The sequence below is a fragment of the Stappia sp. genome (genome assembly GCF_048268045.1).
In the GTDB taxonomy this organism is placed as follows: Bacteria; Pseudomonadota; Alphaproteobacteria; order Rhizobiales; family Stappiaceae; genus Stappia.
Genome location: NZ_JBLWWG010000004.1, coordinates 255,724 through 276,060, shown reverse-complemented (window position 1 = coordinate 276,060; position 20,337 = coordinate 255,724). Strand labels below are relative to the sequence as shown.

The 20,337-nt window shown below is 66.3% G+C and carries 19 protein-coding genes; 4 read left to right on the top strand and 15 right to left on the bottom strand.

The annotated features are described in order from the left end of the window. Nucleotides 1-15: 15 nt before the first annotated feature. The 5 genes from ACN0WF_RS08660 to ACN0WF_RS08640 form a co-directional block, all read right to left on the bottom strand. A complete protein-coding gene (locus tag ACN0WF_RS08660; protein WP_417772562.1) occupies nt 16-2,904 on the bottom strand; it encodes an EAL domain-containing protein in 2,889 nt (962 codons plus the stop codon). A gap of 49 nt (nt 2,905-2,953) precedes the next feature. Next, nucleotides 2,954-3,631, bottom strand: a complete 678-nt coding sequence (locus tag ACN0WF_RS08655; RefSeq protein ID WP_417772402.1) for a GNAT family N-acetyltransferase — start codon at nt 3,629-3,631, stop codon at nt 2,954-2,956. A 19-nt stretch (nt 3,632-3,650) separates the two neighbouring features. Then, nucleotides 3,651-4,934: a M16 family metallopeptidase gene (locus tag ACN0WF_RS08650; protein WP_417772401.1), complete on the bottom strand. Its 1,284-nt coding sequence runs from the start codon at nt 4,932-4,934 to the stop codon at nt 3,651-3,653. Next, nucleotides 4,934-6,343: a threonine synthase gene (thrC, locus tag ACN0WF_RS08645; protein WP_417772400.1), complete on the bottom strand. Its 1,410-nt coding sequence runs from the start codon at nt 6,341-6,343 to the stop codon at nt 4,934-4,936. Before thrC ends, ACN0WF_RS08650 begins: the two co-directional genes overlap by 1 nt. A gap of 317 nt (nt 6,344-6,660) precedes the next feature. Beyond that, nucleotides 6,661-7,260: a YqgE/AlgH family protein gene (locus ACN0WF_RS08640; RefSeq protein WP_417772399.1), complete on the bottom strand. Its 600-nt coding sequence runs from the start codon at nt 7,258-7,260 to the stop codon at nt 6,661-6,663. 288 nt (nt 7,261-7,548) lie between these two features. On the opposite strand from ACN0WF_RS08640, the gene ACN0WF_RS08635 reads away from it, so the two are divergent. Continuing rightward, nucleotides 7,549-8,427 (top strand): protein-disulfide reductase DsbD domain-containing protein, encoded by an 879-nt coding sequence (locus ACN0WF_RS08635; RefSeq protein WP_417772398.1) that lies wholly within the window; start codon nt 7,549-7,551, stop codon nt 8,425-8,427. Nucleotides 8,428-8,598: 171 nt separating this feature from the next. After that, nucleotides 8,599-9,081, top strand: a complete 483-nt coding sequence (locus tag ACN0WF_RS08630) for a peroxiredoxin (RefSeq protein ID WP_417772397.1) — start codon at nt 8,599-8,601, stop codon at nt 9,079-9,081. A 90-nt stretch (nt 9,082-9,171) separates the two neighbouring features. Here the strand turns inward: ACN0WF_RS08630 and ACN0WF_RS08625 are convergent, their stop codons facing one another. From ACN0WF_RS08625 to coxB, 9 genes are all read right to left on the bottom strand, one after another. Next, nucleotides 9,172-9,969, bottom strand: coding sequence for an SURF1 family protein (locus ACN0WF_RS08625; RefSeq protein WP_417772396.1), 798 nt, complete (start codon nt 9,967-9,969; stop codon nt 9,172-9,174). Further along, nucleotides 9,962-10,375, bottom strand: coding sequence for a DUF983 domain-containing protein (locus tag ACN0WF_RS08620; RefSeq protein WP_417772395.1), 414 nt, complete (start codon nt 10,373-10,375; stop codon nt 9,962-9,964). Before ACN0WF_RS08620 ends, ACN0WF_RS08625 begins: the two co-directional genes overlap by 8 nt. A gap of 46 nt (nt 10,376-10,421) precedes the next feature. Continuing rightward, nucleotides 10,422-10,970: a L,D-transpeptidase family protein gene (locus ACN0WF_RS08615; protein ID WP_417772394.1), complete on the bottom strand. Its 549-nt coding sequence runs from the start codon at nt 10,968-10,970 to the stop codon at nt 10,422-10,424. A 58-nt stretch (nt 10,971-11,028) separates the two neighbouring features. Then, the gene (locus ACN0WF_RS08610; RefSeq protein ID WP_417772393.1) at nt 11,029-11,895 is read right to left on the bottom strand and encodes a cytochrome c oxidase subunit 3; all 867 of its coding nucleotides are present in this window, start codon (nt 11,893-11,895) and stop codon (nt 11,029-11,031) included. A gap of 57 nt (nt 11,896-11,952) precedes the next feature. After that, entirely contained in the window at nt 11,953-12,603 is a 651-nt protein-coding gene (locus ACN0WF_RS08605) for a cytochrome c oxidase assembly protein (RefSeq protein ID WP_417772392.1), read from the bottom strand. A gap of 12 nt (nt 12,604-12,615) precedes the next feature. Continuing rightward, nucleotides 12,616-12,774, bottom strand: a complete 159-nt coding sequence (locus ACN0WF_RS08600) for a hypothetical protein (protein ID WP_417772391.1) — start codon at nt 12,772-12,774, stop codon at nt 12,616-12,618. Beyond that, nucleotides 12,771-13,733, bottom strand: coding sequence for a heme o synthase (cyoE, locus tag ACN0WF_RS08595; protein ID WP_417772390.1), 963 nt, complete (start codon nt 13,731-13,733; stop codon nt 12,771-12,773). The genes ACN0WF_RS08600 and cyoE overlap by 4 nt, the downstream gene beginning before the upstream one ends. Nucleotides 13,734-13,980: 247 nt before the next feature. Then, the gene (gene ctaD / locus ACN0WF_RS08590) at nt 13,981-15,588 is read right to left on the bottom strand and encodes a cytochrome c oxidase subunit I (RefSeq protein ID WP_417772389.1); all 1,608 of its coding nucleotides are present in this window, start codon (nt 15,586-15,588) and stop codon (nt 13,981-13,983) included. 98 nt (nt 15,589-15,686) lie between these two features. Next, the gene (gene coxB, locus ACN0WF_RS08585) at nt 15,687-16,679 is read right to left on the bottom strand and encodes a cytochrome c oxidase subunit II (protein WP_417772388.1); all 993 of its coding nucleotides are present in this window, start codon (nt 16,677-16,679) and stop codon (nt 15,687-15,689) included. Nucleotides 16,680-17,243: 564 nt separating this feature from the next. Here coxB and ACN0WF_RS08580 point away from each other — a divergent pair. Further along, nucleotides 17,244-17,735, top strand: coding sequence for an invasion associated locus B family protein (locus tag ACN0WF_RS08580; protein WP_417772387.1), 492 nt, complete (start codon nt 17,244-17,246; stop codon nt 17,733-17,735). Nucleotides 17,736-17,880: 145 nt separating this feature from the next. Further along, nucleotides 17,881-19,305 carry a metalloprotease TldD gene (gene tldD, locus ACN0WF_RS08575; RefSeq protein ID WP_417772386.1) on the top strand — a complete coding sequence of 475 codons (1,425 nt, stop codon included), beginning with the start codon at nt 17,881-17,883 and terminating at the stop codon, nt 19,303-19,305. 19 nt (nt 19,306-19,324) lie between these two features. On the opposite strand, the gene ACN0WF_RS08570 is transcribed toward tldD, so the two are convergent. Next, nucleotides 19,325-20,275: an alpha/beta fold hydrolase gene (locus tag ACN0WF_RS08570; RefSeq protein ID WP_417772385.1), complete on the bottom strand. Its 951-nt coding sequence runs from the start codon at nt 20,273-20,275 to the stop codon at nt 19,325-19,327. Between the last annotated feature and the right edge of the window lie 62 nt (nt 20,276-20,337).

Below are 20,337 nucleotides of genomic sequence, written 5' to 3'. Positions count from 1 at the left end.
CCGGCCTCTCTTGCGTCAGTTGCGCAGCGCGTCCATTTCCGCCTTGAGCAGCTTTGTCGCCTCGGCCGCCTCCATCGGCTGGCCGAACAGGAAGCCCTGCGCGTATTCGCAGCCGAGCTGGTGCAGCTCGAGCGAATCGGACTCGCTCTCCGCCCCTTCCGCCACCACCTGCATGCCGAGATCATGGCCGAGCGCGATGATCGAGCGCAGGATCACCGGCCGGGCGCTACGCCCGTTCGGACGCACGAAGGACTGGTCCACCTTGATCGTGTCGAAGCGGAAACGCTGCAGGTAGCTCAGCGAGGAATAGCCCGTGCCGAAGTCGTCGAGCGACAGGCCGGCGCCGAGATGACGCAGGCGTTCGAGCATGCGCGCCGAATACTCGGGATTGGCCATGACGACCGATTCCGTCAGTTCCAGCTTCAGCGTTCCCGGCGCAAGCGAGGACCGCGACAGCACCGACTTCACGTCGTTGATCAGGTCGTGGCGCAGGAGCTGGAGCGAGGAGATGTTGACGCTGACGAAGAGCGGCACCGGCAGGCGGAACGCGGTCTGCCACTCGGAAAGCTGCCGTGCGCCACGGTCAAGCACGAACAGGCCCAGTTCGTTGATGAGGCCGGACTGTTCGGCGATCGGAATGAACTCCGCCGGCGAGATCGGCCCGCGCTTGGGATGGTTCCAGCGCGCCAGAACCTCGAAGCCGGCGATGGAGCGGTCGCCCAGCCGCACGATGGGCTGGAAATGGACCGCGATGCCGTTGGTCTGCAGCGCCTTGCGCAAGTCAGCCTCAAGCTCGACACGGTTCGATCCGGCCGTCTGAAGGGTTGGGCGGAACACCTCGACGCGGTCACCGCCCATACGCTTGGCGTGGTTCATCGCCATGTCGGCCTCGCGCAGAAGCTCGGATGCGCCCGCGGTTCCGCTCTCGGAAATGGCGATGCCCACGGCGGCGGTCAGGAAAACCTCGCGCTCACCGAAGGTGATGGGCGAGCGCACGGCCCTGCGCACCGCATCGGCGAAGGCCGCGACACGGTCAGCCGACTGTTCGGAGAGAAGCAGCAGGGCGTAGGTGTCGCCGCCCAGGCGCGCGAGCGAATCCTGCGGCTTGAGCTGGCGCGAGACGCGCCGGGCGATGGTCAGCAGGATGCTGTCACCGGCCGACAGGCCAATGGAATCATTGATCTGCTTGAAGCGGTCGAGATCCAGAACGAGCACGGAAGGACGGCCAAGCCCCTCGGCCCGCGCGCGCGCCAACGCCGCATCCAGGCGGTCCATGAACAGTTCACGGTTCGGCAGGCCGGTCAGGTTGTCATGCACCGCGTCGTGCAGCAGACGTTCCTCGGTCACCTTCTGCTCGGTGATGTCGAGGAGCGTGCCAACGCAGCGGATCACCTCGCCATCCGACCCGACGATGGGGCGGGCACGCAGGCGGAACCAGCGGTAGTGGCCATCATCCGAACGCAGGCGGAACGCCTGGGAGATCCGGCCGCGACGCTGGTCGATGACCGCATCGAGCGTGGTGCGGAACGTGTCGCGGTCCTGCGGATGAATGACGTCAAGCCAGTCGCGCGCCGGCCCTTCGAGCACCCCCTGCTTGAGTCCAAGCAGGTCCTCCACCTCGTTGCCGGTCGAAATGCGGTCGCGGTCGATATCCCAGTCCCAGATGATATCGCCCGATCCGGTGAAGGCCAGCGCCCGGCGCTCCACGTCCGAAATCAGTCCCTGCGCGATCGCGCCGCCGGCGAAGGCATGCTGCATCACCGTGAAACCGATGAGCAGCACGACGAGCACGAGACCGCCAGCCAGCGCCGGCTGGACAATATCGTTGGCCAATACGCCCGTCACCGTCATCGCCGCGCCGACCAGCCAGGCAAGCAGCAGAACCCAGGTCGGCACCAGCATGATCGCCCGGTCATAGCCCTGCACGGCGAGCGTGGCGATCACCGCAAAGCCGAGCACGCCAATAACGCCGAGCGAGATGCGGGCGATGCCAGCCGCGACCGAAGGGTCCCACACCGCGACACCCAGCAGGCCCAGCACGAGAATCAGCGTCGCCAGCGCCAGATGGCTGTAGCGGATGTGCCAGCGATTGAGGTTCAGATAGGCGTAGAGGAAGATGATCAGGCTCGCCGCGAGCCCCACCTCGGCGCACGCCCTGTAGAGCTGCTCGTCACCCGGCGTGATCTGCAGGACCTTGTTCCAGAAACCGAAATCGATGGTCAGATAGGACAGGACCGACCATGCGAGCACGGCGGTCGCCGGGAACATGATGGTGCCCTTGACCACGAAGAGGATGGTCAGGAACAGCGCCAGCAGGCCGGAGATGCCAAGGATGATGCCCCGATAGAGCGTGTAGGCGTTGACGGTGTCCTTGTAGACGTCGGGTTCCCAGAGCCGAATCTGCGGCAGCGCGGGACTGCGCAGCTCGACGACATAGGTGACGACCGCGCCCGGATCGAGGGTGACGAGGAAGACGTCCGCTTCCTGGCTCGACTGACGCTCCGGGGCGATGCCCTGGCTTGGCGTGATCGAGGCGATCCGCGAGGACCCGAGGTCCGGCCAGATCAGCCGCGAGCCGACGAGCTGGAAGAAGGGGGCGACGATAAGCCGGTCGATCTGCTCGTCGCCCGGGTTCGACAGCGCGAAGACCGCCCAGCTCGAGTTGGCGTCATCGAGCGAATTCACCTCGATGCGCCGCACGATCCCATCCGCGCCCGGCGCGGTCGAGACCTGAAGGCTCGGTCCGGCATTGGGATAGAGATCGACGGCGCGCGTCAGATCGAGTGCGTCCGCGTTGGGGGGAACCTCAACAGCCTCGATTGCAAGCGTCGGCGAGGCGACGCCGAGACAGGCAAAAAAGGCAAGCGCGACAAGAATGAAGAAACGCAATCGGATTATCCGCACAGGTTCGGCTTTCACGTCGTCGCGGACACGTATCGGCATCCGCTGCATGTCACAAGGCTTCTTTCCGGGAGCTGCCGAGCCCGTCGCGCCGGTAGGATTCAAGCGCTGCAAGGAAGTCGGAGGCCCCTCCGCCAGCCTGTCCCGCGATCCGCGCGTAGAGCACATGATCCTGCCATTCCCCGGCGATGCGCAGGTAGCGGCGGGCGTAGCCTTCCCGCTCAAAACCGGCTTTTTCAAGGAGGCGACGCGAGGCCGCGTTGGTGGGCAGACACGCCGCCTCGACGCGATTCAGGCCAAGCTCGCCGAAGGCGAAAGGAACGAGCAGCGACACCGCCGCGCCCATATAGCCCTTGCCCGCGTAGGGGGCACCCATCCAGTAACCGAGCGTGCAGGCCATGGCAACGCCTCTGCGCACATTTGACAGGGTAGCGCCGCCAAGGAGGGCTCCGTCGCTCTCACGGAAGACGAAGAAGGGAAAGGCCCGCTCCTCGCGCAGCTCGCGCGCGTAGCGACGAAGCCTGCGCCGGAACGCGCCGCGCGTCAGTTCGTCCGACGCCCACAGGGGTTCCCAGGGCTGGAGAAAGTCGCGGCTTTCCGCACGTAAGGCCGCCCACGCGGGATAGTCCTGGGCCAGCGGCATGCGCAGGAAGACGGCGCCTTCCCGGCTCTGCGCGCCGCGCAGGACCCGCGTCGCGTCCGCCGCACCGAATGCCCGCAAGAACGCCATCGCGACCTCCGTCCGGGGTTCAGCCCGCAACCGCCCGACCCGGGTTTCGGCCAAGAACCGAGGTGACCGTGTCGAGATCGAGCACCGCCCCTTTCGGGCCGACGGTGGAAAGCGTCGGCGAGCCGGAGAAGACATCGGCCGCAACCCGCTTCAGGTCGGTGAGCGTCACCGCATCGACGCGGGCCTGGATTTCCTCGGGGGAAACGATCTCGCCATGGATCATCCACTGGCGGGCGATCTGGCCGGCGCGCGCGGCCGGGCTTTCCAGCGACATCATGATGCCAGCGCGGATCTGCGCCTTGGCGCGGTCGAGGTCGGACTGGTCGATCCGCTCGGACGCGGCTGCGACCTCCTCGAGAAGCACCGGGAACAACTCATCGATGTCATCCTCGCCGGTCGCCGCGTGAATGCCGAACAGGCCGGTATCCTGAAACGCCCAGTGGAACGCATAGATCGCGTAGCACAGGCCCCGGTTCTCGCGAATTTCCTGGAACAGGCGCGAGGACATGCCCCCGCCCATCACCGAGGCCAGCACCTGGATCGTGTAGTAGTCGGTCGCCTTGTAGGGCTTGCCCTCGAAGCCGAGGATGAGCTGCAGTTCCATCAGCTCGCGCTCGAGGCGGGTCTGACCGCCGGTGTAGCGCGCGCCCGCCGGCTTTTCCGCGCCACCGCCCGGCAGGCCGGCGAAATGCGTCTCGGCCAGCGCAACAAGCGCATCATGGTCCACCGCGCCGGCGGCCGAGAGCACCATGTTTCCGGCGGTGTAGTGTTCGGCGAGATAGGCCCGCAGGTCCTCCGGCGAAAAGCCCATCACCGTCTCGCGGGTGCCGAGGATCGGTCGCCCGATGGCCTGGCGCGCCCAGGCGGTTTCCTGGAACTGGTCGAAGACCTTGTCATCGGGCGTGTCGTGCGCGGCACCGATCTCCTGCAGGATCACATGCTTCTCGCGCAGCAGTTCATCAGGATCGAAGGCGGAGTTCTGCAGGATATCGGCGATGATCTCGACCGCGAGCGGCACATCCTCGGCCAGCACCCGGGCGTGGTAGTTCGTGTGCTCGACGCTGGTTGCGGCATTGAGCTCGCCGCCGACCGCCTCGATCTCCTCGGCGATCTGGCGTGCCGTTCGCGTCGCGGTGCCCTTGAACGCCATATGCTCGAGCAGGTGGGTGATGCCGTTCTGGTGAGGAAGCTCCGACCGGGAACCCGCTCCCACCCAGACGCCGAGCGCGGTGGAACGCAGGTAGGGGAATGTGTCGGTCACGACTGTCAGGCCATTCGCCAGCCGGCTCACGCGTACCTGCATCAGGACACCTCCAGTCCGGCAGCGCGGGCGCGCTCCAGAATATGATCCTCCACGGCCTTGCGGTCGGCCGAGACCTTCTCCAGCCGCTCGGGCGCGCTCATCATCGCGCGCAGCTCGGGCGGCAGCTCGGGCCGGATGCCGCAGGCGGCCTCCACCGCATCGGGGAACTTGGCCGGATGCGCTGTCGCCAGCACGACCATCGGCACGGGCGACTGCGGCAACTCCCCGGCCACATGAACGCCGGCCGCCGTGTGCGGATCGAGCAGGTAGCCGGTGCGCGCCAGCGTTTCGGCAATGGTGCGCGCCGTCTCCGCCTCTCCGCAGCGCCCGGCGTCGAAGCCGGCGCGGATCTCCGCAAGAGGGCCTTCGGCGAGGGTGAAGCCACCCGACTGGGCGAGGCGGTCCATCAGGCCACGCACCTCTCCCGCCTGGCGTCCATGCACCTCGAACAGCAGCCGCTCGAAGTTGGAGGAGAGTTGGATATCCATCGACGGCGAAGTGGTCTGCACCACGCCGCGCGTCTCGTAGGTTCCTGTTTCCAGCGTGCGGGCGAGAATGTCGTTGGCGTTGGTGGCGATCACCAGCCGCTCGATCGGCAGGCCCATGCGGGCCGCGACATGGGCGGCGAAGATGTCGCCGAAATTGCCCGTCGGCACGGTGAAGGACACCTTGCGATGCGGTGCGCCGAGCGCCGCGCCGGCGACAAAGTAATAGACCACCTGGGCGACGATGCGGGCCCAGTTGATCGAGTTGACGCCGGCAAGCTGCACCTCATCGCGAAAGGCGGCGTGGGTGAACATGCCCTTCACGATGGACTGGCAATCATCGAACGTGCCGGTGAGCGACAGGGCGTGGACGTTGCTGTCGGTCGGCGTCGTCATCTGCCGGCGCTGGACATCGGAGACCCGCCCGTCGGGGAACAGAATGAAGACGTCCGTGCGATCCCGCCCCCGGAAGGCCTCGATTGCCGCGCCGCCAGTGTCACCGGAGGTGGCGCCGACGATGGTGGCGCGCCGGCCGCGCTCGGCCAGGACATGGTCCATCATGCGGCCGAGAAGCTGCATGGCCACGTCCTTGAAGGCAAGCGTCGGGCCGTGAAAGAGCTCAAGCACGAAGCGGCCCGGTGCGATCTGCACCAGCGGTGTCACCGCCTCGTGACGAAAACCGGAGTAAGCTTCGGATATCATCGCCGCGAGGTCGTCGCGGGCGATCTCGCCGGCGACGAAGGGCGCGATCACCGCTTCGGCGACCTCGGCATAGGGACGACCCGCGAAGCCAGCGATCTCGTCTGCCGACAGGCGCGGCCATTCGGCGGGAACATAAAGCCCGCCATCGGCGGCAAGGCCGGTCAGGAGAACGTCGGCAAATCCGAGGACCGGTGCCTCACCCCTTGTACTCACGTATTTCACGACCGAGACGACCTCCAGATACCTCACCGGGGAACGACTGCCCCGCCGCTCATCATCTGCGCGCGCGGCAAATCCTGCGACCCGCGAACGCAAAGCCCGCGTGCGGGCGGCAACGGCCACCGCGCCCGGGACGGCCGGTTGTCACGGCCATGCGAACGGGTTTCACCCGGAAAACTTGGCCGGAGCGTCCTGAGAGCACCGTCAACCGACGGCATTCCGGCACGGACCGGCCGATCCATCCGCGCACCCTAGCCTCGCGTCCCGCCCCGGGCAAGGCGATTGCGCCGACCGGCCACACGCCACGGCCGGCCCGAAGATCAGGCGTGACCGGCCTCGCTCGACAGCATGGCCGGGTGGATCCCGATATTGGCCAACGCCCGGTCCCATTTGGTTTCGGTTGCCGGATCGAAGATGATCTCGCTGTCGGCCGGCCCGGTAATCCAGCCGTTTTCCTGGATCTCCGTCTCGAGTTGGCCGGCGCCCCAGCCCGCATATCCGAGCGCCAGCATTGCCCGGCTCGGCCCCTTGCCGTCGACGATGGCGCGCAGGATGTCGAGCGTCGCCGTCAGGCAGATGCCGTCGTGGATCGGCATGGTGGAATTCGCGGCAAGATAATCCTGGGAATGGAGCACGAAGCCGCGACCGGTCTCCACCGGACCGCCGCGATGAACCTCCATACGGTCGGCCGGCGCGGGCAGCACGATGTCGGCACCGGCATCGATGATCTCGAGCTGGCGCAGCAGATCCGGAAAGGTCAGGCTCGATGCCTTCTGGTTCAGCACGATGCCCATCGCGCCCTCGGGAGAATGCGCGCACAGATAGATGACCGTGTGGGCGAATCGGCTATCCGCCATCTGCGGCATGGCGATCAGGAACTGACCTGCCAGCGTCTGCGGATGTGTTTCATGTCGTTCCATGCCACCTCATCCCGTTCTGCTCGAAATCCCGTTCTGCTTGAAGCCCGCCCAATGGCGAACCGGCTTGCGGCAAGGAACTCGTGGCGTTTGCGCCGCCGTCTCGCCCGTCTCGTTTCACGGTGCGTCACAATCAGTGTACGCCGCCATTTCTTCCTTGTTAACAGGCCTGATGGGCCGGCCCGCCCGTCGCCGATCACGCGCATGTTCCCGCCCGACCGCTGGACCCTGCATGCGAATTGCGGCAAGTCTCGACATCAGCCGACACAAACTTGCAGGAGACGACACAGGATGCGCGTGATCACCGGCCTCTGTTTCATGACGCTTGTCGCCTGTCTGGCGCTTCCCGTGCACGGCGCACGGGCGGACGAGGCCGGCGCCAGCCCCTGGCAGAAAGTGGCCGGCGCGCGGGTTCGCCTTGTCGCCGTGCCGTCGGCGGTAGAGGGAGTGGACGACAACCGGCTCGACGCCGCCGTCGAATTCGAAATCGATCCGGGCTGGCACATCTACTGGCGCTTTCCCGGTGAGACCGGCATTCCGACGGAGGCAGACTTTTCCGCTTCCTCCGGCATCACCGAAGCGCACCTGCGCTTTCCCGCGCCGCAACGCCATTTCGACGGTGCCTTCACCTCCATTGTCTACGAGACGCACGCTCTCCTGCCGGTCGACCTGCGGCTGGAGAGCGAAGGTTCGCGAGCAGAACTGGTCGCGGACCTGCGCTTCGGCATCTGCAGCGACATCTGCGTTCCGGGCGAAGCCCGCCTCGCGCTCGCGCTTCCTCCCGAAAGCGCGCCTTCGGCCCGCCGCCCTGCGATCAACGCCGCGCGCGCCACGCTTGCAACCCCGCAGGGCGAGGCGGCCCCGCGCGTCGCGACGGTGACGGCCTCGCCCGCGGCGGACCCCGACGCCGCTCCCGAGATATTGATCGAGGTGCAACTGGCAGGCGTCGACGAGCCGATCGACCTTTTCGCCGAAGGCGTGGCAGGCTCCTACAACGGCGTGCCCGTGCTGGTGGAACGCACCGGCGCGCGCGCCCGCTTCTCGCTTTCCGGCGAAGGCTTCATCGATGCGGCCGATGGCAGCCGGCCGCTGCGGCTGACGCTGATCGACGGGGCAAGGACTGTCGAACATGACGTCGACCTCGCTCCGATTTTCGGGCGCCTGCGCTGAGGATCGCCGGCGATTGGCTCCGCTGCGACCGGCAGCGCCCCTCGACTGCGTTCCTCTTTCACCCTATGTGTCGGGCGTCGGCTTGCCTTTCCCGAGCACATTTTCGCTCGAGGCCAGGCATGCGCCCGGCCCGCGCCATGCGGTTCCCACTGACCGATACCGGAGTTTCCCATGACCATTAAGGTTGGCGACAAGCTTCCCGACGCGAAATTCAAGATCATGACCGCGGACGGCCCGGCCGAGCGCACCTCGGCGGACCTCTTCTCCGGCCGCACGGTTGTCCTCTTCGCCGTTCCCGGCGCCTTCACGCCGACCTGTCACCTGAACCACCTTCCGGGCTTCGTCGAGCACGCCGACACGATCCTTTCGAAGGGCGTGGACGAGATCGCCGTCGTTTCGGTCAATGACGTCTTCGTCATGGACGCCTGGGAGAAGGCAAGCGGCGCCGGCAAGATCGCCTTCCTGGCCGACGGCAGCGCCGAGTTCACCAAGGCCATCGGCCTCGAGCTGGACGCCTCCGGCTTCGGCATGGGCGTGCGCTCCAAGCGCTATGCGATGATCGTCAAGGATGGTGTCGTCACGGCGCTCAACGTCGAGGACACGCCCGGCACCGCCGAGGTTTCCGGCGCAGCGGCGATCCTTTCGGCTCTCTGAGCGGAAACGACGGGCAAGGCCCTGAAAACGGAAACGGGCGGGCGACAATCGCCCGGCCGTTTCCTTTTGACGCGCGCGCGTCGCGGTTGCTCAGCCCTTTCGGGGTGGCCGCGCCTCGCCGCGGGCATAGACGATGAAGATCACGATCAAGACCACCGCCAGCCCGTACCAGGTCACCGCATATTGCAGGTGGTTGTTGGTGAAGGAGACGATGGTCTCCCCCGCCTGTGGCAGACCGCCCTCGGGCGTGAAACGCGCCGGCAGATCGATGGTGAAGGGGGCAACGCGCGACGGATCGAGGCCGAGAGCGGCTGCCATCTCGTCACCCTCGCGCACAAAGAAGATGCGCTTTTGCGGGTCCGACCCGATAATGAACATGTTGCCGCGCTCGTCGCGCCGCAGCAGCCCGCTGATCGTCATCTCGCCCGCGGGCGCAGCACTCGCCGGCCGCGTTTCCAGCTGGCGCAGGCGGTCGGGCACGAAACCGCGGTTGACCATCACGATCTCGCCGCCGTCGAGCTCGAACGGCGCATAGACGAAATAGCCCGGCCCGTCGTAGGCGCCCTTGGCATCGCCAAGCGTGATGTAATAGTAGGCCTCGCCCTCCAGGAAGCGACCGTGTGTCTCGACGGGGCGATAGTCCCAGGCTTCCTCGGAAAGCCCTGCCCAGGCGGCTGGGTCGGGCAGCGGAACGGGCGTGCTGCCGGTGCGCGCCTCGACACGCTCGATCAGGTCCAGCTTCCATTGCAGGCGCATCACCTGCCAGGTGCCCAGGCCCAGGAGTGCGGCGAACACGACGACGGCGGCGATGGCAGGCGCAAGCAGACGGCGGCGCGGCGCGGCCGGCCGTTCTTCGGCGGAAGCGCTCGAGGTGGCGGGATCAGTCAAGGTCCTTGCCCTCCTCCCCGGCATCATCGATCTGTCCCTCGCGGGCGCTATGCTTGAACTGCTGCGCGATCATCACGCCCTTGAGCGGGCGCAGGATCAAAAGCGCCAGGATCACCGTCAGCGGCAGCCACAGGATGAGATGCACCCAGATAGGCGGTCGGTAGGCCAGTTCCGTGACCAGCACGAGAGCGACGACGACAAAGCCGACGAGCATCATGATGAACACCGCCGGGCCGTCGCCGCTGTCGGCGAACTCGAAACTCTGTCCGCAATTGCGGCAGGTCGGGCGCACGGTCAGGTAGCCGTCGAAAAGCTTGCCCTGGCCGCAGCGCGGGCAGCGGCCGGCAAGCCCGGTGCGCAGCGGGTCCTGCGGCGGATAGTGCGCGCTGTCTCTTGCGTCTGCCATGAATGTCGCTCCTTGGTGTCTTCCCTCGCCCGGCACGCGGGCCGGGTCAGGGACGGATCTCGATCGGCGTGCCGTTCGGCACCATCCGCCAGATCTCCTCGATCTGCGCATCGGTCACGGCGATGCAGCCGTCGGTCCAGTCGACGCGGAGATGCGCGCTCCCCAACCAGCCGAGCCCGTTTGGCAGGCCGTGGATCATGATCATGCCACCCGGATCATCCCCCCGCCGGGAGGCGGCCCTGCGGTCGCGGACATCGGGGTAGGAGACGTGAAGCGAAAGATGATAGGCGCTTTTCGGGTTGCGCCAATCGAGAACATAGGTCCCTTCGGGCGTGCGGCCATCGCCCTCGCGTTGCTTGTGCCCGACAGGCTGCCCGCCGAGAGCAACCTGATAGGTGCGACGCTCGACGCCCTCCCGATCGATCAGAGCCAGCCGACGCTCGCTCTTGAGAAGCAGGACCCTGGCGATTTCCGCCTCATGCGCGGCGGGCGTCGGCGGGGGGACCGCAGTCGAACCACCGGCCCAAGCAACTGCGGCGGCCAAGGCCGCCGCAACCAGTAGCAATGTCAGGATCGCGACAGGGGACACCCGCATGTCTGCGCTCGCATCTGCGACAAGGACGGCGGCCCGGCCATGAGCCGGGCCCGCGCCCTTACGAGTGGTAGGAAGACCCGGCACCCCAGATGTAGATCGAGACGAACAGGAAGAGCCAGACCACGTCGACGAAGTGCCAGTACCAGGCAGCAGCCTCGAAACCGAAGTGCTTCTGCGGGGTGAACTGGCCCGCGAGCGCGCGGATCAGGCAGACGATCAGGAAGATCGTGCCGACGATGACGTGGAAGCCGTGGAAGCCGGTCGCCATGTAGAACGTCGCGCCATAGATCGAGCCCGAGAAGGCAAAGGTCGCATGGCTGTACTCATAAGCCTGCACCATCGAGAAGAACAGGCCGAGGATGACGGTCAGCGTCAGGCCCCACTTCAGGCCTTCGCGGTCGTTGTGCAACAGCGCGTGGTGCGCCCAGGTCACCGTGGTGCCCGAGGTCAGCAGGATAAGCGTGTTGAACAGCGGCAGATGCCAGGGATCGAAGGTCTCGATGCCATGCGGCGGCCACACGCCACCGGTGACATCGAAGCGGGCGTACTGGTTGGCTTCGCCGACGAAGAGCGAGGCATCGAAGAACGCCCAGAACCAGGCCACGAAGAACATCACCTCGGAAGCGATGAACAGCAGCATGCCATAGCGCAGGTGAAGCTGGACCACCGGCGTGTGGTCGCCCGCGATCGACTCGCGGATGGTGTCGCGCCACCACATGAACATCACATAGAGCACGACCAGAAGGCCGACGGCGAAGATGCCCCAGCCGGCGAGATCGACGCCGAACAGCAGGAACGGCTTGTCGCCGACGTGCTTGAACAGGCCGATGGCGCCAATGGCCAGAAGAAACGCACCGACACCGCCGAGGAACGGCCACGGGCTCGGGTCGATGATGTGATAATCGTGGTTCTTGGCGTGCGCCATGGGTCTTCCCCCGATCTTTCTCTCTCTGAACGCCCCCAAGTGGCGGGCTACGTTATTCTACAAGTTGTTGTTTTTTGCGTCTTCCGCCTTGGTCGCCTTCGCGGCCACGGGCGTTTCCGGCTCCTTGGCCGGGAAGAACGTGTAGGAGAGCGTGATCTCCTTGATATGCTTCAACTCCGGATTCTCGTCCATCTCCGGATCGACGAAGAACACCACCGGCATTTCCGCTCTTTCGCCCTGCTTGAGCGGCTGCTCCGTGAAGCAGAAGCACTGGATCTTGTTGAAGTAGGCGCCCGCCTCGAAGGGCGTGACGTTGAACACGGACGTGCCCGTGTTGGCCTCCGCGCCAAGATTGGTCGCGTGATAGGAAATGGTCTTGGTCTCGCCCATGCGGATCGTCACCGAGCGCTGGTCGGGACCGAAGCGCCACGGCAGCGACGCATTGACGTTGCCGTCGAACCGCACGGTGATCTTGCGGCCGATCACCGTGCCGCTGTCGGCATCTGCGCGCTGCGTCGTGCCGCCATAGCCGGTGACCTGGCAGAAGAGCTGGTAGAGCGGCACGGCGGCATAGGCGGCGCCGACCATGGCGAGCACACCGCAGAAGGCGGCGACGCCGATGCGGCGGTTGACCCGCGCCATGCGCGCCGCGCGGACCTCTTGCGAGGTCTGTTCCGGCGTGACCGGGGTCTGGCTGTCCTGCGTCATGTGCGTCACCTCCTAGAGCGGGCGGTTCATGATCCCCGGCCCCATCTTGACCAGGGTGATGACGAAGAAGAGCACCGCCAGCACGCCAAGCGTGATGCCGATGGCTCTCGAGCGTGCGCGCTGACGCCGCTTCTGCTCTTCCGTCTGGCGAATGCCGTCGTTCTCGCTCATGCCGCCCCCGGAAACCAGAATGCAGGGAAGAGATCGCCGGCCAGCGTATCGGCGAACAGCAAGGCGAAGACGAGGAAGAGATAGACCAGCGAGAACTTGAAAAGCGCCACCGCCGCCTTGCGCGCGCCATCGCCCTCGCGCCTGAGGAAGACGGCAACGGCATAGGCGACGAAGATGGCGCCCAGGACCCCGGCGATCACGCCATAGGCCGGCGAGGCGAACCCGAGCAGCGCCGGCGCGACCCCAATGGGTGCAAGCAGGATCGAATAGACCAGGATGTGGGTGCGGGTCGTATCCTCGCCGGCGACGACGGGAAGCATCGGGATGCGCGCATCCTCATAGTCGCCGCGCTTGAACAGAGACAGCGCCCAGAAGTGCGGCGGCGTCCACATGAAGATGATGAGGAACAGGATCGAGCTGTGCAGGCTGACATCGCCCGTCACCGCCGCCCAGCCGATCATCGGCGGGAAGGCCCCCGCGGCGCCGCCGATAACGATGTTCTGCGGCGTCGAGCGCTTCAGCCACATCGTGTAGACGACGGCGTAGAAGAAGATCGTGAAGGCGAGCAGGCCGGCCGCCAGCCAGTTGACGGCAAGCCCCAGGATCGCAACCGAAAACGCCGAGAGCGTCAGGCCGAAGGCCAGTGCCTCGTTCGGCGCGATGCGACCGGCCGGGATTGGCCGCTTGCGGGTGCGCGACATCACCGCGTCGATGTCGGCGTCGTACCACATGTTGAGCGCGCCGGACGCGCCGGCACCGATGGCGATGCACAGGATCGCGACGAGGCCAAGCACCGGATGCAGCTCGCCCGGCGCGATCAGGATGCCGACCAGCGCGGTAAACACGACCAGCGACATGACCCGCGGCTTCAGCAGCGCGAGATAATCGCGGACCTCTCCCTCACCGCCAAAGGCGGCGACGTCGTCAAGCGGCCCGTCCCGAAGTTCAGCAAGCGACATGTTCTGCTCTTCGTCTCGTTCGCCCGCCATCCGGGGGCAGGCCCATCCCGTTTCCCGTCAGGCGCGAGCGCTTGCGCGGCCCTATGCCTCTCCCGGACGGGAGCCGGTCTCGAAGTCTCGTGCGCGGACATCGCGGTCCGGCTCCAGGCCGTCCCTTTGTCATCGCGCCGCCGCCGGGCCTTTCGGTCCGACGGAAAGACCGCGCCGCGGAGAGCCGCGGCGCGGGTATCGTTTTCAGCCGTGCCGCTTACTTGATGCGCGGCAGGACCTCGAACTGGTGGTAGGGCGGCGGGGAGGACAGGGTCCACTCCAGCGTCGTTGCACCCTCGCCCCACGGGTTGTTGCCGGCGACGCGCTTCTTGGAGAAAGCCTCGACGATGCCGAACAGGAACACCAGGACCGCGAAGGCCGAGATGTAGGACCCATAGGAGGAGACAGCGTTCCAGCCGGCGAGCGCGTCGGGATAATCGACGTAGCGGCGCGGCATGCCCTGCAGACCGAGGAAGTGCTGCGGGAAGAAGATCATGTTCACGCCGACGAAGGTGATCCAGAAGTGGGCCTTGCCGATGGTCTCGTTGTACATGTAGCCGAACATTTTCGGGAACCAGTAGTACCAGCCGCCGAAGATGCCGAAGACCGCGCCGAGCGACAGCACGTAGTGGAAGTGGGCCACCACGTAGTAGGTGTCGTGCAGCGAGCGGTCGAGACCGGCGTTGGCGAGCTGAACGCCCGTGACGCCACCGACCGTGAACAGGAAGATGAAACCGACCGCCCAGAGCATCGGCGTGCGGAAGGTGATCGAGCCGCCCCACATCGTGGCGATCCACGAGAAGATCTTCACGCCCGTGGGAACCGCGATGACCATCGTCGCGGCGACGAAATAGGCCTGCGTGTCCACGTCGAGACCGACCGTGTACATGTGGTGCGCCCACACGATAAAGCCGACAACGCCGATCGCGACCATGGCATAGGCCATGCCCAGGTATCCGAAGATCGGCTTGCGGGCGAAGGTCGAGATGATGTGGCTGACAATGCCGAAGGCCGGCAGAATCAGGATGTACACCTCGGGGTGACCGAAGAACCAGAACAGGTGCTGGAACAGGATCGGATCACCGCCACCGGCCGGATCGAAGAACGTGGTGCCGAAGTTGCGGTCCGTCAGCAGCATGGTGATGCCGCCGGCGAGCACCGGCAAGGACAGCAGCAGAAGGAACGCGGTGACGAGCACCGACCAGGCGAAGAGCGGCATCTTGTGCAGCGTCATGCCCGGAGCGCGCATGTTGAAGATCGTCGTGATGAAGTTGATCGCACCCAGGATCGACGACGCACCGGAGATGTGCAGCGCCAGGATGGCGAGATCCATCGCGGGACCCGGATGGCCCTCGGGACCGGCCGAGGAGAGCGGCGGATAGGCCGTCCAGCCGCCGCCGAATCCGAAGCCGCCCGTCGGACCCTCGACAAAGAGCGAGAGCAGGAGCAGCAGGAAGGCCGGCGGAAGCAGCCAGAAGGAGATGTTGTTCATCCGCGGGAACGCCATGTCCGGCGCGCCGATCATGATCGGCACGAAGTAGTTGGCGAAACCGCCGATCAGCGCAGGCATGACCATGAAGAAGATCATGATGAGGCCGTGCGAGGTCGTGAACACGTTGAAGGTGTGCGGGTTGGAGAAGATCTGCAGACCCGGCTCCTGCAGCTCCAGACGGATGCCGACGCTGAGCGCGCCGCCAATGATGCCCGCGATGATCGCGAAGATCAGATAGAGGACACCGATGTCCTTGTGGTTGGTCGAATAGACCCAGCGCGTCCATCCGGTCGGATGGTCATGGTCGCCTTGCGCATGCGCTGCATAGGCCATCTTCCAGCTCCCTCGTTTTGATTCCGGTTGACGGACGCCTTAGGTCCGCCGTGAGCCGCGGGCGGCGAACCGTCCGCGGCGGAAATTCGCGACCGCGATCAGCGCGCGGCGAGTTCCAGCGCCTTCGGCGTCTCGACGGCAGCGGTGCCGTTCGACGCCGCAATCGCGGCCATCAGTTCCTTGGTGGCGCCCTCGACGTCCGTCTTGGCGCCTTCTGCCCACTTGTCGTACTGCGCCTGCTCGACCACGCGGATGGCGATCGGCATGTAGGCGTGATCCTTGCCGCAGAGCTCGGAGCACTGGCCGTAGTAGATGCCCGTCTGGTCGGCGCGGAACCAGGTCTCGTTCAGACGGCCCGGGACCGCATCGACCTTCACGCCGAAGGCCGGCATGGCGAAGGAGTGGATCACGTCGGCGCCAGTCACCTGGACACGCACGACCTTGCCGATCGGCACGATCATCTCGTTGTCGACGGCCAGAAGGCGCGGATATTCGCTCTCCGGACGCTTGAAGTCGGCGGCGCGCGCCTTGCGCTCCTGCTCGTCACGAATCAGAAGGCTGTCGAAGACCACGTCTTCCATGCCCTCGTCAGTGTACTCGTAGCCCCAGTACCACTGATAGCCGGTCGCCTTGACGGTCATGTCATAGGCCGGCACCTCGAGCTCCTTGTAGAGAAGGCGGAACGAGGGGATCGAGATCACGACGAGGATCAGGATCGGCGCCAGCGTCCACACCACTTCGATCATCGTGTTGTGCGAGGTGCGCGAGGGCTTCGGGTTGCTCTTGGCGTTGAAGCGCAGGACGCACCACCCCAGGAGCGCCGTCACGAGCAGCACGATGACCGTGACGATGACAAGCGTGAAGTGGTTGAACCAGCGGACATCGCCCATCACCTCGGTGACGGCCGGCTGCATGTCGATCTTCCAGGGCTCCGGCTGCGCCGCGAGCGCGGTGCCCACGAAACCGCCAAGCGCTGTCATTGCGCCCGCCGCCACGCCCATCAGACGCTTGAACACCCGTGTCGGCTTGACCATCTGTGTCACGTCCGTGCTCCCTTCCTGCCCCCGCCCCTGCCGGAGCGTGCGGGTCATTTCTTCATCTTCGCGATCAGCACGCGGCCGACGCGTGCCCGGATCGCAAGTGCCCGTCGGGGCGACCTTGCGTGCCGCCGCCGTATCCTGTCCGCGCTCGCCGTGTCTGCATGGACGGGCCGAGCCAGCCTGCGGAACGTTCCTTGCGCGGAGTGTATCTTACCTCGCCATGGCATGAAGGGGCGTCAAAACGCCGCAGCCGCGCATGATCAAGATCAAAGCGGGGATGAAAAACCACATGCGGCCGCATTGCGCAATGCACTAGTTTCGCGAATGCCCAAATTCCGGCCAATTCAGGGCGTTGCGTGGCTCCCCCGACCGGCTCGCCGCATCTTTCCCACGTCCCGGACAGGCGCGATCGCCCATTGTCGGTCTTTCGCCTTGAAATCGGCCTGTCGAGGAACGAAAAAGCAGTGTCGCGTCCTTTTCGGGCGAATCATGCCGCCATGTCTCCCGCGCGGAGAGACGGTGCACGGGTCGGCCCTTCAGGCGACGTGACGCAACGACGAGCCGCGAGCCAACGGAGTTCCGCCTGTGCCTCTTGCTAGATCGCCGATGATGCGCATGGCCGCTGTAGCCGCCGTCATTCTCGCCCATGTTCTTGCCACGACGCCCGCCGCTTTCGCGCAAGGGGCGGTGCGTTCCGTCCATGGCGACTGGCAGATGCGCTGCGACACGCCCGCCGGCGCACAGCAGGAGCAATGCGCGCTGATCCAGAACGTGACCGCAGACGACCGCGAGAATGTCGGTCTGTCCGTGATCGTCCTGAAGACGGCCGACAAGAAATCCTACCTGCTGCGCGTGCTGGCCCCGCTCGGCGTGCTGCTGCCGATGGGCCTTGGCCTGCGGGTCGACGGCGTCGACGTCGGCAGCGCCGGCTTCGTGCGCTGCCTGCCGAACGGCTGCATCGTCGAGGTCGTGATGCAGGACGACCTGCTCGAGAAGATGCAGAAGGGCCAGGCCGCCACCTTCGTCATCTTCCAGACACCCGAAGAAGGCATCGGCATCCCGATCTCGCTGAAGGGCTTCTCCGAAGGCTTCGCCACACTGCCCTGAGTACGGATCGCGGCGCGGGACGCCCAGGCCGCATCCCCTCTGTTTTCCCGTCCGCGCCGGCCTCTTTGGCGGGGCGGGCAAGCTCATGTCCCGATGCCGCCGGCAAGCGCCCGCGCGCCTGCGGCCCACGCCGAGGAGGCTTTTCGTGACCCAGCCCGCCATCGATCTCATTGCCGGCGCCGATCTCGGCGAGGACGAGGCGCGCCGGATCCTCGCCAGCGCCCTTTCGGGTGCCGACGATGGAGAACTCTTCCTGGAGTACAGGGAGTCCGAAAGCCTCGTCTTCGACAACGGCCGGCTCAAGGGCGCGAACTACGACACCTCGCAGGGCTTCGGCCTGCGCGCCGTCGCCGGCGAGGCGGCCGGCTATGCCCATTCGGGCGAGATCTCGGTCGCCGCGCTGAAGCGCGCTGCCGACGCGGTCTCCGCCGTTACCGCCGGCCATTCAGGCACCTACAGCGAGCCACCGCAGGGGACCAACGGCAAGCTTTACTCCGATGCCAACCCGCTGCTCGCGCCGGGCTTTGCCGAAAAGGCACGCCTGCTCGAGGAAATCGACGCCTATGCGCGGGCACGCGATCCCAAGGTGCGCCAGGTCAGCGCCTCGCTCGCCACTTCCTGGCAGGTGGTGGACATTCTGCGCGCCGACGGTCACCGGGTGCGCGACGTGCGCCCGCTGGTGCGCTTCGGCGTCTCGGTCGTCGCCGGCGACGGCACCCGCCAGGAGGCCGGATCACACGGCTTCGGCGGTCGCGACATGGTGGATGCCTTCGTCACGCAAGAGAGCTGGAAACACGCCGTCGACGAGGCCCTGCGCCAGGCGCTGGTCAATCTCGAGGCGGTGCCGGCGCCGGCCGGCAGCTTCGACGTCGTGCTCGGACCCGGCTGGCCCGGCATTCTCCTGCACGAGGCCGTGGGCCATGGGCTTGAGGGCGATTTCAACCGCAAGAAGACCTCCGCCTTTGCCGGGCTGATGGGTCAGCAGGTCGCCTCGCGCGGCGTCACCATCGTCGATGACGGCACCATCGGCGGCCGGCGCGGCTCTCTCACCATCGACGACGAGGGCACGCCGACGGGCCGCACCGTGCTGATCGAGGACGGCATCCTCACCGGCTACATGCAGGACCGGCAGAACGCGCGGCTGATGGGCGTGCGCTCGACCGGAAACGGCCGACGCCAGTCCTTCGCCCATATTCCGATGCCGCGCATGACCAACACGATCATGCTCGCCGGCGACCGCGATCCGGGTGAGATCCTCGAAGGCGTCAGGGACGGCATCTACGCCGTCTCCTTCGGCGGCGGCCAGGTCGACATCACCAGCGGCAAGTTCGTCTTCTCCTGCACCGAGGCCTACAGGGTCGAGAATGGCAAGGTTGGCGCGCCGATCAAGGGGGCGATGCTGATCGGCAACGGACCGGACGCGCTCACCCGCATCTCGGCCGTGGGCAACGACCTGCAGCTCGATCCGGGCATCGGCACCTGCGGCAAGCAGGGTCAGGGCGTACCGGTGGGCGTCGGCCAGCCGACCCTGCGCATCGACAAGATGACCATCGGCGGCACCGCCGTCTGACCCGGGATGTGTCGGCGCCTCAGGCGCCGGCGTTCTCCAGCAGGAACGGCAGCAGCACCTCGAGCGTGCCTTGCGGGTTTTCCTCCACCAGGAAGTGGCCTGCCTCGACGCCAGCGGCGGAAACATTGTCGCACCAGTCCGACCAGGTATTCAGCGGAAGCGCCGTCTTGCCGGCAAGGCCAGCCGCGCCGAACAGCGCCAGCACCGGGCAGAAAATACGATGGCCGCTCTCCCGGTCGCTGGTATCCAGAACCATGTCGACGGTCGCCCCGGCGCGGTAGTCCTCGCAGGCCGCGTGCTGGCGTTCGGGCTGCGAGAACGAGGCGAGATAGTCCGCCCGCGCCGCCGGGTGGAAGGCGGACAAGTCCTTGGTCGCCGTCCAGCTCGCCAGCGTGTGATCGAGATAGAACTCCGGCGCGCCGGCAATCAGCCGTTCGGGCAGCGGTCTGGGCTGGGCGAGGAACGTCCAGTGATAGATCGCCATGGCGTAGCGCCAATCCATGTTGCGCCAGTAGTCGTAGGTCGGAAGGATATCGAGGACGGCAAGCCCTGTCAGGCGCTCGGGATGGTCGAGCGCCAGCCGGTAGCCGACGCGGCCGCCGCGGTCATGCCCGACCAGCGCGAAGCGCTCGTGACCGAGCGCCCGCATGACGGCAATCATGTCGCGCGCCATCACGCGCTTCGAATAGAGGTGATGACCCTCGTCGCCCGCCGGCGCGTCGGACTGGCCGTAACCGCGCAGATCCGCCGCGACGACCGTGAAATGCTCTGCGAGCCGGCCGGCGATGCCGTGCCACATGGCATGGGTCTGCGGATATCCGTGCAGCAGCAGAAGCGGCGGCCCCTCCCCGCCTATGCGGCAGAAAATCTCGACTCCCTCTCCAGGTAGCCGCCGCGCGGCAAACCCCGGAAAGAGATCGCGCGCGGCTTCCACCATCGCCATATCCCCCTTGCGGAGATCGCGACACATGACGCGCTTCCCTCTCCCGCAACAGGAGAATGTGGGAGCTGCCCTTTCAGTTCAAGGCAATA

What these genes read in the sequence shown, in the direction of transcription:
- ACN0WF_RS08655 (WP_417772402.1), bottom strand. Translation starts at nt 3,631, where the DNA reads ATGGCGTTCTTGCGGGCATTCGGTGCGGCGGACGCGACGCGGGTCCTG.
- ACN0WF_RS08650 (WP_417772401.1), bottom strand. Translation starts at nt 4,934, where the DNA reads ATGCAGGTACGCGTGAGCCGGCTGGCGAATGGCCTGACAGTCGTGACC.
- ACN0WF_RS08640 (WP_417772399.1), bottom strand. Translation starts at nt 7,260, where the DNA reads ATGGAACGACATGAAACACATCCGCAGACGCTGGCAGGTCAGTTCCTG.
- ACN0WF_RS08635 (WP_417772398.1), top strand. Translation starts at nt 7,549, where the DNA reads ATGCGCGTGATCACCGGCCTCTGTTTCATGACGCTTGTCGCCTGTCTG.
- ACN0WF_RS08630 (WP_417772397.1), top strand. Translation starts at nt 8,599, where the DNA reads ATGACCATTAAGGTTGGCGACAAGCTTCCCGACGCGAAATTCAAGATC.
- ACN0WF_RS08620 (WP_417772395.1), bottom strand. Translation starts at nt 10,375, where the DNA reads ATGGCAGACGCAAGAGACAGCGCGCACTATCCGCCGCAGGACCCGCTG.
- ACN0WF_RS08615 (WP_417772394.1), bottom strand. Translation starts at nt 10,970, where the DNA reads ATGCGGGTGTCCCCTGTCGCGATCCTGACATTGCTACTGGTTGCGGCG.
- ACN0WF_RS08610 (WP_417772393.1), bottom strand. Translation starts at nt 11,895, where the DNA reads ATGGCGCACGCCAAGAACCACGATTATCACATCATCGACCCGAGCCCG.
- ACN0WF_RS08605 (WP_417772392.1), bottom strand. Translation starts at nt 12,603, where the DNA reads ATGACGCAGGACAGCCAGACCCCGGTCACGCCGGAACAGACCTCGCAA.
- ACN0WF_RS08600 (WP_417772391.1), bottom strand. Translation starts at nt 12,774, where the DNA reads ATGAGCGAGAACGACGGCATTCGCCAGACGGAAGAGCAGAAGCGGCGT.
- cyoE (WP_417772390.1), bottom strand. Translation starts at nt 13,733, where the DNA reads ATGTCGCTTGCTGAACTTCGGGACGGGCCGCTTGACGACGTCGCCGCC.
- ctaD (WP_417772389.1), bottom strand. Translation starts at nt 15,588, where the DNA reads ATGGCCTATGCAGCGCATGCGCAAGGCGACCATGACCATCCGACCGGA.
- coxB (WP_417772388.1), bottom strand. Translation starts at nt 16,679, where the DNA reads ATGACCCGCACGCTCCGGCAGGGGCGGGGGCAGGAAGGGAGCACGGAC.
- ACN0WF_RS08580 (WP_417772387.1), top strand. Translation starts at nt 17,244, where the DNA reads ATGGCCGCTGTAGCCGCCGTCATTCTCGCCCATGTTCTTGCCACGACG.
- ACN0WF_RS08570 (WP_417772385.1), bottom strand. Translation starts at nt 20,275, where the DNA reads ATGTGTCGCGATCTCCGCAAGGGGGATATGGCGATGGTGGAAGCCGCG.